The sequence below is a fragment of the Nocardiopsis ganjiahuensis DSM 45031 genome (assembly GCF_000341085.1).
GTDB classification, from domain to species: domain Bacteria; phylum Actinomycetota; class Actinomycetes; order Streptosporangiales; family Streptosporangiaceae; genus Nocardiopsis; species Nocardiopsis ganjiahuensis.
Genome location: NZ_ANBA01000025.1, coordinates 44,347 through 57,018 on the forward strand (window position 1 = coordinate 44,347; position 12,672 = coordinate 57,018).

The 12,672-nt window shown below is 71.1% G+C and carries 9 protein-coding genes; 7 read left to right on the forward strand and 2 right to left on the reverse strand.

What is annotated here, in order from left to right:
- Window position 1: 1 nt before the first annotated feature.
- A complete protein-coding gene (locus D458_RS0128125; protein ID WP_017590058.1) occupies window positions 2-703 on the reverse strand; it encodes a GntR family transcriptional regulator in 702 nt (233 codons plus the stop codon).
- 29 nt (window positions 704-732) lie between these two features.
- The gene (locus D458_RS0128130) at window positions 733-2,223 is read right to left on the reverse strand and encodes a chlorohydrolase family protein (RefSeq protein ID WP_026119753.1); all 1,491 of its coding nucleotides are present in this window, start codon (window positions 2,221-2,223) and stop codon (window positions 733-735) included.
- Window positions 2,224-2,443: 220 nt separating this feature from the next.
- Between D458_RS0128130 and D458_RS0128135 the strand changes: the two genes are divergently transcribed.
- From D458_RS0128135 to D458_RS0128165, 7 genes are all read left to right on the forward strand, one after another.
- A complete protein-coding gene (locus tag D458_RS0128135) occupies window positions 2,444-3,781 on the forward strand; it encodes a DUF3100 domain-containing protein (protein ID WP_017590060.1) in 1,338 nt (445 codons plus the stop codon).
- 46 nt (window positions 3,782-3,827) lie between these two features.
- Window positions 3,828-5,042, forward strand: coding sequence for an amidohydrolase (locus tag D458_RS0128140; RefSeq protein ID WP_017590061.1), 1,215 nt, complete (start codon window positions 3,828-3,830; stop codon window positions 5,040-5,042).
- A 142-nt stretch (window positions 5,043-5,184) separates the two neighbouring features.
- Window positions 5,185-6,840 carry an ABC-F family ATP-binding cassette domain-containing protein gene (locus tag D458_RS0128145; protein WP_017590062.1) on the forward strand — a complete coding sequence of 552 codons (1,656 nt, stop codon included), beginning with the start codon at window positions 5,185-5,187 and terminating at the stop codon, window positions 6,838-6,840.
- A gap of 108 nt (window positions 6,841-6,948) precedes the next feature.
- Entirely contained in the window at window positions 6,949-7,974 is a 1,026-nt protein-coding gene (locus tag D458_RS0128150; protein ID WP_017590063.1) for an ABC transporter permease, read from the forward strand.
- Between the two features lie 62 nt (window positions 7,975-8,036).
- Window positions 8,037-9,848: an ABC transporter substrate-binding protein gene (locus tag D458_RS0128155; protein WP_017590064.1), complete on the forward strand. Its 1,812-nt coding sequence runs from the start codon at window positions 8,037-8,039 to the stop codon at window positions 9,846-9,848.
- Window positions 9,849-10,091: 243 nt separating this feature from the next.
- On the forward strand, window positions 10,092-11,105 hold the full coding sequence (locus D458_RS0128160) for an ABC transporter permease (RefSeq protein ID WP_017590065.1): 1,014 nt from the start codon (window positions 10,092-10,094) through the stop codon (window positions 11,103-11,105).
- Window positions 11,106-11,119: 14 nt separating this feature from the next.
- The coding region (locus D458_RS0128165) for a dipeptide ABC transporter ATP-binding protein (RefSeq protein ID WP_017590066.1) at window positions 11,120-12,672 on the forward strand (1,553 nt) is incomplete at its 3' end.

Genomic DNA, 12,672 nt, shown 5'->3' on the forward strand with positions numbered 1-12,672 from the left:
TCTACGGCGGGGGCGCTTCCCCGCCGCCGGCCTCCGTCGCCTCCGCGGTGTCGGGGGCGACCGCCCGGAGCGACGGCCGGCGTCCGGCCTCGATGTGCGCCGCCATGGTCATCCCCGCCAGCCGGGCGTCCCCGTCACGGATCGCGTGGTAGATCCCGTTGTGCGCCTGGAACTCCTGGCGGGGGTCGCGGAAGGTCGTCATGGCGAACAGCCAGCGGGAACGGGAGAGCACGGGCGCCATGAGCTCGGCGAGGAGTTCGTGGCGGGCCGCTTCCACCACCTGGGCGTGGAAGTCCGCGTTGGCGAGCAGGATGCGCTCCACCGACCCCCGCTCCGTGGCCTCGGCGGTCGCGTGCGCCGCCGCGGCGAGGCCGTCGTGCACCCTGCCCTGGGCGTGCTGACGAGCGGCCTCCTCCGCGGCGAAGGGTTCGAGCCTGATCCGCAGGTCGAAGAGCTCGGCGACGCCTTCGGCCGACATCGTGCGCACGGTCGCGCCCCGGTGCGCGCTGGTCGTGACGAACCCGTCGTGCCTGAGGTTGCGCAGCGCCTCCCGCACCGGAAGCCGGGACACCCCGAGCTCCTCGGACAGCTCCCGTTCGCGCAGCCGCGCACCCGGCGCGTAGCGGCCGGCGATGATCCCCTCGCGGATGGCCGCCTCGGTCGCCTGGGTGAGCGGGGCCGACTCCCCTGATGTCCGTGTCATCTGACCTGCTCCCGCTACGAGCTCATGGTTCACCCTCGGTCGACGCGCGCGGCCGGGGGCTCGGCCCTCCGGACCGGGAAGGTCGGGGGGAAGAGCGCCTCGGCCGGTCGGTTGAGGCTGTCCCGGTCACTGTAACCGCGCCGCAGAAGCCCGAAGACCTCCTGCGCCCGGGCCCTGAGAGCGGTCAGGTCCACCCCCGGGATCCGCCCGTCCCGCACGACCGGCCGCCCGGCCACGAAGGTGTGGGTGACGTTCCTGGCGGTCCCGTTGAGCACGAGGGTCCGCAGGGGGTCCTCGACGACGCCGTCGCGGAAGTCGCCCAGGGAGAACGCGGTCAGGTCAGCGCTCGCGCCGACCTCCAGGCGCCCCAGGTCCGGGCGCTTGAGGGCGGCCGCTCCGCCGAGGGTCGCCGCCTCCATGTAACCGGTGAGGCTGACGGAACCGTGCCCGTGGAGGATGCGGGAGGCGTGGAACCCCGCGTCCATCCCGCGCACCAGGTCGGGCGGGAAGGAGTCGGTGCCGAGCGCCATCGTGATGCCGGCATCCCTGAGGTCGTTGAAGGTCTCGAGCACGTCCCCGTACCGGAAGGTGGTCAGGGGGCAGTGGACCACGCTCACACCCGCGCGGGCCAGTCGCTGCAGGTCGACCCCGTCCGTGCCGGCCAGTTCCGAGCGCCGGTCCGTCCACAGGGCGTGGGGGATGAGCAGGCGGTCGTTGAGCAGGCCGGTCCGCTCGATCAGGTCCAGCGGGGTGATCCCGTGGCGTTCGAGGATCACCTTGCGCTCCCACGGCTGCTGCAGGGAGTGGAGGCGCACCAGGAGGCCGCGCCGCGCGGCCTCGGCCGCGGTGCGCTCCATCAGCTGGGGCGTCAGCGTCTCGATGCGGCACGGGAGGAGGACCGGTTTCACCAGGTCCGACTCGCGCGCGGCGAGTTCGTCCGCGAACTCCAGTGCCTGGTCGAGGCCGGTCTCACCGAGCTCGGGGCGCTCGACGAAGGTCCGTTCGCCGTCGGCGACCGCACCGACCGCCGACCGGTACGAGGGGCCCAGGTACCCGCGGAGCCCCCACTCCTCCGTCAGCTCCGCCAGGGTCCGCAGCTCGTCCGCGGACTCGTTCCAGGCGAGGTGGATCTCCGAGGCGATCGGCATGTAGGTGGTGACCCCGTGCAGCGCGAGCTGCGCAAGCCCGAACCGGCGCAGGGTGTCGCGCTGCTCGGGGGTCAGGACGTCGCGGGGCCGCTCGCGCCAGTGGTCGGCGGAGCCCACGAGTTCGCGGGCGTGCGCGGGCTCGTGGTGCGAGTCGAGGATCAGGTGGTCGATGTCCACCAGCGCGTCCAGGTCGATCAGACCGGGGGTCAGGACCGTCTCGCCCAGGTCCAGGACGGGGGCCTCGGAACGCGGCGTGCCGGTTCCCACTTCGGTGATGACGCCGTCGGCGTAGGCCACATAGCCGTCCTCGAGCCAGACGTGGGCTCCGTCGGAATGCGCCAGGACGTACCTTGCTCTGATTACCTGATCCATGAAACTTGTATACCAGAGCAGCCCGAAGATCTCCGTCGGCGAGTATCACAAATACGACATAAAGCTAGAGAGCAGCCTTGACAGTGGTTTTGTGCCAACCATAGGCTCCTCGAAAAATGCGGCTGCTCACGGATTGGTATCCCAGATGAGGGCAAGTAGAGAAAATGCGGGGGAACGCGAAGACGCGTCGTCCCCCGGTTCGGTCCGTCCCGGGAACTGGGTGACCACCATCGGCGTGAGCGTGCTGGTGAGCGTCGCGGCCGTCATGTTCGGAGAACACTCGTTCCGGGTCGGCCCGGCGGCGATCGTGCTCTTCCCCGTGGTCTGGGTCGTGCTGATGGGGGCCGCCGTCGGCCTCCAGCGGTGGGCACCGCTTCGCGGCAGCACACGGGCCGCGGGCGAGGCACTGATCCCGGTCGGCATGGTCATCTTCCTGGCGCTGCTCGGAACCGGGATCGGGCCGTCGATCGCGATGATCGAGGACGTGGGGCCCGCCCTGCTCATGCAGGAGGTGGGCCAGCTCCTCGGGACGATCATCCTCGCGCTGCCCATCGCGGTGCTGCTCGGCATGGGGCGCTCGGCGATCGGCGCCACGTGGGCGATCGACCGGGAGTCCTACCTGGCCTACGCCATCGACCGGTTCGGGACCTCGTCGCCGGAGTACCGCGGGGTCTTCGGCGTGTGGATCATCGGCTCGATGTTCGGCGCCGTCTTCATGTCGCTCATCACGAGCGTCCTGGGCGGTACGGGCCTGTACAACCCGCTGTCGCTGGCCCTCGCGCTCGGCGTCGGGTCCACGTCGATGATGCTCGGCGGCGTCGGCGCGCTGGTCATCATGCACCCGGAGATGGCAGCCGAGATCACCGCCCTGGCCGCGCTCTCCAACCTGGTGACGAACATCGTCGGCTTCTACTCGGGCGTGTTCATCGGCCTGCCCATCGCGCGGCGCCTCTACGCCTTCTGGTGCCGGGTCTTCCGCCGCCCCGCCGCGGAGATCGAGGAGGCCGGGCTCGTCGCCCGGGGGCAGGTCCCCGAGGGTGACGCCTCGGTGCGGACAGGGGGCGCCGGGAGCGACACGGCGAACGCCACCGTGGAAGCAGAACGCGAGCAGGATCCGCCGACCCCCAGGGGATGGGGGCCGGCCGCCGCCGCTTACGCCTTCGCCGGTACCACGGGTCTGCTGCTCAACTGGCTCGGGACCGGCAGCATCCACCTGCGTGACGTCGGCGGGATGGCCGTGCTCCTGGCGATGACGGGGCTCGCCATCCTGCTGGCCGCCAAGGTGAGGGCGGTCCCCGCCACGGTGTGGGTGCTCACGATCGCGACGCTGCTGACCACGCCCGTCTCACCGGTCGCCGGGATGATCGCACACCTGGTGCAGGACCTGGAGGTGCTCCTGGTCGGCCTGCCGGCGCTCGCGCTCGTCGGGATGAACATGGGGCGGGACCGGAAGGCGTTCGCCCAGCTCAGCTGGAAGATCGTCGTCGCGGCCGTACTGACGTTCACCACCACCATCGTCGCCGCTGCGACGCTGGCGGAGCTGTTCATCCACCTGTGAGCGTCCGGGAGGCCCATGTGAGCCGCCAGGAGAGAGGGAACCACGCATGCTGCGCATCACCAACGCCGTCCTGCCCGGAGAGGCGGGGACGGCCACCGTCACCGTCGAGGACGGGCGGATCACCGCGATCGACCCGTCGGCCGGCGTCGCCCGGCCGCCCGCCGGCGAGGACGCGGGCGGGCACGAGACCGTCGACGCGGGCGGCGGGCTCCTCCTGCCCGGGCTGATCAACGCCCACGCCCACATCGACAAGACCCTCTACGGAGGGCCGTGGGTCTCGGCGCCCCAGGTGGAGACCGTCGCCGAACGGGTCGCCCACGAGCGGCGCCACCGGGACACCTACGGCCTGCCCTCGCAGGACTACATCTCCGCGCTGGTGGAGGCGATGGTCGCTGTGGGCACCACGCGCGTGCGGACGCACACGGACGTCGACCCCGGGGTCGGGCTGCGGGGGATCACCGCGGTCGCCGAGGTCGCCCAGCGCTACCGCGGCGTGATCGACATCGAGCAGGTGGCCTTCCCCCAGGGAGGGCTCATCACCAACCCCGGCACGCTCGACCTCCTCCGCGACGCGGTGGCGGCCGGAGCCACGGTGATCGGCGGGCTCGACCCCGCCGGGTTCGACGACGCTCCCAACGCGCACCTCGAAGCGGTCTTCGACCTCGCCGCGACCACGGGAACGGGCATCGACATCCACCTGCACGACGGCGGATCGCTCGGCGCGTGGGAGATGGGCCTGATCGCGCGCATGACACAGGAGTACGGCCTGGGCGGCCGGGTGGCCGTCTCGCACGCCTTCGGCATCGCGCACCCGCCCACCCAGGCACGGCTCCTCGAGCGATTCGCGGAGGCCGGTGTGGCCCTCGTGAACGCCGCGGTCTACGACGCCCCGGTCCCGCCCCTGAGGGCGTGCGCGGACCTCGGCGTCCTGCTGGCCGGCGGCACGGACGGCATCAACGACCTGTGGGGCCCGTTCGGCGACGGGGACATGCTGCGCAGGGCCATGCTCATCGCCTACCGCAACTCCGGCCGCAGCGACGACGAACTCGAGCTCGCGTTCGACACGGTGACGACGAACGCCGCCCGGGTCCTGGGCATCGACGACCACGGCCTGGCCGTGGGCGGGCCCGCCGACCTGGTCGTCGTCGACGCGCGATCGGTCGCCGAGGCCGTCGCCAAGGTCCCCGAACGCCGCCTCGTGCTCAAGGCCGGAGCCGTCGTCGCCCGTGACGGCGCCTTCGCCGGCCGGGGACACGGCTGAGGCAGGGGGCAGGGAGACGGTTCCGGGCACACGGCCGGGGACACCGGGAACGACCGGGGGGCTGATCTCCCGCGGGGCGCGTACGCTGACATCCGCGTACGCGCCCCGCCGTGTTCGCGTTCCCCGACGACGAAAGCCCCGAGTGAACCCCGACTCCGTCTCCCTGACCGACGCCCCCTCCGGCCCTCCTCTGCTGCGCGCCCGCGACCTCGCCAAGGCCTACGGGGACCACGTGGTCCTGGACGGGATCTCCCTGGACGCGGCCCCGGGACAGCGCCTCGGGCTGGTGGGCGAGAACGGTTCGGGCAAGTCCACCCTGCTCCGGCTGCTCGGCGGCCTGGAGGACCCCGACGCCGGCCGGGTGGAGCGCCCGACCGACACCGGCTTCCTCTTCCAGGAACTTCCCTACGGCCCCGGGGCCACCCTGGGCGGGGTGATCGCCGACGCCCTCGAACCCGCCCGCGAGGTGGAGCGGCGCCTGGCGGAGACCGCCGCGCTGCTCGACGGCGCACCGGACGACCCCGAGACGTCGGCCGCCTACTCGGCCGCGCTGGCCGAGGCCGAGCACCTCGACGTGTGGGATGCCGACCGCCGGGCGGAGATGGTCGTCGACGGGCTGGGCCTCGGAGGAATCTCCTCCGACCGCCCGGTGGGGGAGATGTCGGGCGGACAGCGCGGCAGGCTCGGCCTGGCCGCCCTGCTCGTCCGCCGCCCCAGGGCCCTGCTGCTGGACGAGCCCACCAACCACCTGGACGACGAGGCCCTGGAGTTCGTGGAGGGCTTCCTGAGCACCCTGCCCGGCCTGGTGGTGCTGGCCAGCCACGACCGGGTGTTCCTCGACGCCGTGTGCACCGGGCTGGTGGACCTGGACCCGGCGGTGGACGGACCCACGTTCTACGGCGGCGCCTACTCCTTCTACCTGCGGGAGAAGGCCAAGGAGCGTGAGCGGTGGGAGCAGCGCCACGAGCGCGAACAGGACACCATGGCGAACCTGCGCGCGTCCCTGGGCACCACCACCCACCGGGTCGGCCACGCGGCGGCGCCCAAGGACAACGAGAAGATGGGCTACGACCGCACCGGCGGCCGGGTGGAGAAGCAGGTCTCGCGCCGGATCCGCGACACCCGCCACCGCCTGGAGGCACTGGAGCGCGACCAGGTCGCCGCACCGCCGCGGCCGCTGGAGTTCTCCGGGGCGCTGACCCGGGACCCCGCCGACGGCGACGGTGACGCCGTCACCGTCCGGGACCTGGTGGTGCCCGGGCGGCTGCGCCTGGACCGCCTGGACGTTCCCTTCGGCGGCAGACTGCTGGTCACCGGGCCCAACGGTTCGGGCAAGTCCACACTGCTGCACGCCCTGGGGCGCCGGCTGCGCCCGGCCTCGGGACAGGTCCGCTGGCGCGGCGGTGTGACGGTGGCGCTGCTGGAGCAGGACGTGGTCTTCCCGGACCCGGAGCGGACGCCGCGCAGCCTGTACGCGGGGCTCAACGGCTCCCTGGAGCACGCCCCGGCCCTGGCCGACCTGGGCCTGGTGGCCGCGCGCGACCTGGACCGGCCGGTGGGGGAACTGAGCGTGGGCCAGCGGCGCAGGCTGGCACTGGCCATGCTCGTGGGGTACGGGCCGCAGGTCCTGCTGCTGGACGAGCCCACCAACCACCTGTCCCTGGCGCTGGCCGAGGAGCTGGAACAGGCCCTGGGCACGGCCCCGGGCGCCGTGGTGGTGGCCTCCCACGACCGCTGGCTGCGCCGGAACTGGTCCTGGGACGAACTCCGCCTGGTCGACGGAGCCCCGGCGGGCTGAGCGCCCCGGCGGCCCGTGGTCGGCGCGGAAGCTGGAAACCCCCATGCCGCTCGTGCAAACTCTGCGTAGCGATGTAGATGCACACAGAGACAGCGGGAGGCAGTCCAGATGACCGCGCCGATGGACGTGCCTGAGTCGTCCCAGCACGCCGAGCCAGAAGCGGTCGTCGCGGGGGCCAAGGACGCCGCCAGCCGCTCCCTGCGCCAGATCGCCTGGCAGCGCTTCCGCAAGGACAAGGTCGGCATGACCGGCGGGATCGTGGTCATCCTGCTCATCCTGGTCGCGATCTTCGCGCCCCTGCTCACGGCCTGGTTCGGCTACCCGCCCAACCAGTTCAACCAGAGCCTGGTCGACCCGCTCACCGGCGGTGTCCTGCGCGACCCGAACGACCCCGCCCAGGGGCTGGATCCCTGGGGCGGCATCAGCGCCCAGCACCTCCTGGGCGTGGAACCGGTCAACGGCCGCGACCTCTTCAGCCGTATCGTCTACGGCGCCCGGACCTCACTGCTCGTCGCCACCGTCGCCACCGTGGTGTGCGTGGTCATCGGCACCGTCCTGGGCATCCTCGCGGGCTACTTCGGCGGCTGGGCGGACGTGGTCATCAGCCGGACCATGGACATCTTCCTGGCCTTCCCGCTGCTGCTCTTCGCGATCGCCCTGGTCGGCGTCATCCCCGACGGCGCCTTCGGCCTGTCCGGGAACAACCTGCGCATCGGTGTCCTGGTGTTCATCATCGGCTTCTTCAACTGGCCCTACATCGGACGCATCGTGCGCGGGCAGACCCTCACCCTCAAGGAACGCGAGTTCGTCGAGGCCTCGCGCAGCCTCGGCGCAGGCAGCACCCACATCGTCTTCCGCGAGATCCTGCCCAACCTCGTCACCCCCATCCTCGTCTACTCCACCCTGCTCATCCCCACGAACATCCTCTTCGAGGCGGCCCTGAGCTTCCTGGGCGTGGGCATCAACCCGCCCATGGCCACCTGGGGCGGCATGTTGGAGAACGCTCTGCGCTTCTACACCACCTCGCCGCACTTCGTGATCGTCCCGGGCCTGGCCATCTTCATCACCGTCCTCGCCTTCAACCTCTTCGGCGACGGACTGCGCGACGCCTTCGACCCCCGCTCCTCCGACTGACGAACCCACCACGGGGCCGTGCACCGCACGGACCCACCAGCGAACCCGACCAGGAGGCTCAGGTGACCACCCACCACTTCACGCGCCAGGAGCCGCACCGACGGCGCGGCGTGCTCCGCCGCGCCACCGCCCCGGTGGCCGCGGGTACGGCGATCGCCCTGCTGCTGGCCGCCTGCGGTGGCGGGGGAGGAGGCGGAGGCGGCGGGGAGTCCGACGCCGAGTTCAACGAGGGCGAGAGCGCGGTCGTCAACCCCTCCGACGAGACCGGCGGTACCCTCCGCTACGCCATCTCGGCCGACTTCGACTCACCCGACCCGGGCAACACCTACTACGCGTTCAGCTGGAACTTCTCCCGCTACTACGCGCGCACCCTGCTCACCTACACCGAGGCACCCGGTGAACAGGGCATCGAGATCCAGCCCGACCTGGCCGAGGAGCTGCCCGAGGGCAACGAGGACTCCACCGAGTGGACCGTGCGCCTCAAGCAGGGCCTGCGCTACGAGGACGGCTCGGAGATCACCGCGGAAGACGTCAAGTACGCCATCGCGCGCAGCAACTTCGGCGACCAGGCACTGCCGAACGGCCCCAAGTACTTCCAGGACCTGCTGGCCGACAGCGACGACTACGAGGGCCCTTACGCCGACGAGGGCGACCCGCTGGCCGGGTTCGACGGCATCGAGACACCCGACGACCACACCCTGGTCTTCCACCTGAAGAAGAGCTTCTCCGAGTTCCCCTACGTGCTCATCCAGCCGCAGACCGCGCCGGTGCCCGCCGACGCCGACCGCGGCGAGCAGTACCAGAGCCAGGTGGTCTCCTCCGGGCCGTACAAGTTCGACGGGGAGTACCGTCCGGGCGTCTCCCTGAACCTGGTGCGCAACGAGGAGTGGGACGCCACGACCGACCCCACCCGCAGGGCGCTGCCCGACCGCATCGAGGTGGAGCTGGGAGTCGACCAGAACGAGATCGACCAGCGGCTCGTCAACGGAGAACTCGACGTCGACCTCAGCGGCACCGGCGTCGGCCCGGCGATGAAGGGCACCGTCATCACCGACGAGGCCCAGCGCCACAACGTCGACAACCCGCAGACCAGCACCCTGCGCTACATCAACATCAACACCGTCATGGAGCCGCTCGACGACCTGGCCTGCCGCGAGGCCATCATGTTCGCGGCCGACCGGGACGCGCTCCAGCGCGCCTGGGGCGGCGACACCGGTGGTGACATCGCCACCCAGATCATGCCCGGCTCGCTGCCCGGCGCCGACCCGAGCCTCGACCTGTACCCGTCCGAGGACAACAAGGGCGACCTCGCGAAGGCGCAGGAGAAGCTGGAGGAGTGCGGCCAGCCGGACGGTTTCTCCACCGCGATCGGCGCCCGCGCCGACCGCCCCGCCGACGTCAGCACCGCCGAGGCGCTCCAGCAGGCCCTGGCCCGGGTGAACATCGAGGCGGAGATCAAGCAGTTCCCGTCCGACACCTACACCAACACCCAGGCCGGATCGCCGTCCTTCGTCGCCGACAACGACCTCGGGCTGACCGTGTACGGCTGGGCTCCGGACTGGGCCAGCGGCTACGGGTTCATGAGCAAGATCCTGGACGGCGACGCCATCCAGGAGGCCGGCAACGCCAACATCTCCGAGATCGACGACGACCAGATCAACGAGTGGTTCGACGAGGTCGTCAGCGTCGAGGACGCCGACGAGCGCGCCTCGATCTACGGGCAGATCGACGAGCGCGCGATGGAGCAGGCCGTGATCCTGCCGGCCGTGTTCGAACGCACGGTGCTCTACCGGCCGGCCAACCTGACCAACGTCTACTACCACGCCGGCTACTCGATGTTCGACTACATGTCGCTCGGCACCACCGGTGACTGACCGGGAAACGGCATGACGGCATGACGGCGGCGGCCCCGGGCGGGGCCGCCGCCTCCGCGAGGGCCCACCCGTGCGGGCCCTCGGCTCCGTGTCCGGGGGCGGAAAGCCCCTTGTACACGCCGAACACAAGGCGTGATCGACTTATTGCCATGGGTTACGGTTTGGTTTTCGGGCGGAACCGTCTCCGACCCGGACCCGGGCCCCGGGCCGAGGCCATGGCTTCGACGAGAGAAAGCACGTGCCTTGCTGACCTACATCCTGCGCCGCCTCGGTGCCGGTCTGCTGCTGTTGGCCGTGGTCACCATGGTCACCTTCGCCATCTTCTACGTGGTGCCCCGATGGGCGGGCCGGACCACCGAGCAGCTCGCCACGATGTACGTGGGCCGGGCCCCCACCCCGGAGGCGATCCAGGCCACCATCGAACGCCTCGGCCTGGACCAGCCCATCGCGGTCCAGTTCTGGGAGTTCGTCCGGGGCATCTTCTTCGGAGCGCAGTACCAGTTCGGCCGGGACACGATCGAATGCTCCGCGCCCTGCTTCGGCTACTCGTTCCAGACCTACCAGGAGGTCTTCCCCGAGATCGTCTCCCGACTGCCGGTGACCGCGTCCCTCGCCGTGGGCGCGGGCGTCATCTGGCTGGTCGGCGGTGTCGCCGTGGGTGTGGTCTCCGCCGTATGGAAGGGCAGCCTCTTCGACCGCCTGGCCATGGGCGTGGCCCTGGCCGGGGTCTCCCTGCCGATCTTCTTCACCGGCCTGCTGGCCCTGGCCTTCCTGGTCCACACCTGGGGCCTCTTCAGCACCCCGCGCTACGTGCCCTTCACCGAGGACCCGATCGCCTGGGCCCAGGGCATGATCCTGCCGTGGCTCACACTGGCCTTCCTGCACGCGGCCATGTACGCGCGGCAGACCCGCGCGGGCATGTTGGAGACGCTCAACGAGGACTACATCCGCACCGCCCGGGCCAAGGGCCTGAGTGAGGGCAAGGTCGTGCTCAAACACGCGCTGCGCCCCACCCTGACCCCGATCGTCACCATCTTCGGCCTCGACCTGGGCCTGGTCCTGGGCGGCGCCGTCCTGACCGAACAGGTCTTCTCCCTCAACGGGATCGGCCGGTACGCGGTCCAGGCCATCACCCAGAGCGACCTTCCGGTGATCCTGGGCGTCACGCTCTTCGGTGCGTTCTTCATCGTGATCTGCAACCTGATCGTCGACCTGGTGTACCCGCTCATCGACCCGCGCGTGCGCATCCACAACTGAGAGAGGCGTTCTCGATGACCGAATCCCCTACCGGGTCCTCGGCAGGTTCCCCCGCCGGCCCCCGGGCCGACACGGTGGTGCGCGTGGACGACCTGCGGGTCACGTTCCCGACGTTGGACGGCGAGGTCCGCGCGGTCGACGGCCTGTCCTTCGAGTTGTCCGCGGGCGGAGCTCTGGGCATCGTGGGTGAGTCGGGTTCGGGCAAGAGCGTGACCTCGCTGGCCCTGATGGGCCTGCACCGGGGCAGCCGCGCCCGGATCACCGGGGGGATCGAGGTCGTGGGCACGGACGTGGTGACCGCCGGCGACAGGAAGCTGCGCTCGATGCGCGGCAACGACATCGCGATGGTCTTCCAGGACCCGATGCAGTCGCTGCACCCGCAGTACACGATCGGCAACCAGCTGGTGGAGGCGCTGCGCGTGCACCGCCCGCAGGTGTCCCGGTCCCAGGCCCGCAGCAGGGCGGTCGAGTCGCTGGAGCGGGTCGGCATCCCCGAGGCCGCCAAGCGGATCAACTCCTACCCGCACGAGTTCTCCGGCGGCATGCGCCAGCGCGTGCTGATCGCGATGGGGCTGATGTGCGACCCCAAGGTGCTGCTCGCCGACGAGCCGACCACGGCCCTGGACGTCACCGTGCAGGCCCAGATCCTGGACCTGTTGGACGAGCTGCGCCGTGAACTCGACATGGCGCTGATCCTGGTCTCCCACGACCTGGCCGTGGTGGCCGGCTCCGTGGACGAGGTCGTGGTCATGCGCAAGGGGAAGGCGGTGGAGCACGGCGGAGTGCGCGGGGTCCTCTCCTCTCCCGAGCACCCCTACACGCAGGCTCTGCTGGCCGCGGTGCCGCGGGTGGAGGTCTCGCGGGCCGAGCGCCGCGCCCAGGACCGCGCCGACCGGGCCGAGAGGTCCCGTCAGGAGGAGCGCAGGGCCTCAGGCAGGGCCGGGGAGCCCCAGGGGCACACCGGGGCGACCGAGGCCTCCGAGGCGGCCGGGCTCGCCCGCGACCACGGGGAGGACCGCGAGGCCTTCGCCGCCTTCACCCCCTCCGCGCCCGCAGGACCGGCGTACGAGGGCGAGCCGCTGCTGCGTGTCCAGGACGTCTCGCAGAGCTTCAGGGTCCGGGGCGGCCTGTGGGGCAAGGCGACGGACTTCTGGGCGGTCAAGGACGTCAGCTTCGACCTGTACAAGGGCGAGACCCTCGGGGTGGTCGGCGAGTCGGGCTCCGGCAAGAGCACGCTCTCGCGCATGGTCATGCGGCTGTTGGAGCCCACCGAGGGCACGGTGGAGTTCGAGGGCCAGGACATCACCCATCTGTCGGAGCGGCGGATGCGTCCGCTGCGCCGCGACGTGCAGATGGTGTTCCAGAACCCGTACTCGTCGCTGAACCCGCGCCTGACCATCGGTGAGAGCATCGGCACCGCGCTCAGGGTCCAGGGTGAGAAGGACGGCAAGAAGATCCGCGGCCAGGTCCAGGAACTGCTGGAGCGCGTGGGTCTGGAGCCCAACCACTACAACCGGTTCCCGCACGCCTTCTCCGGCGGCCAGCGCCAGCGCATCGCCATCGCCCG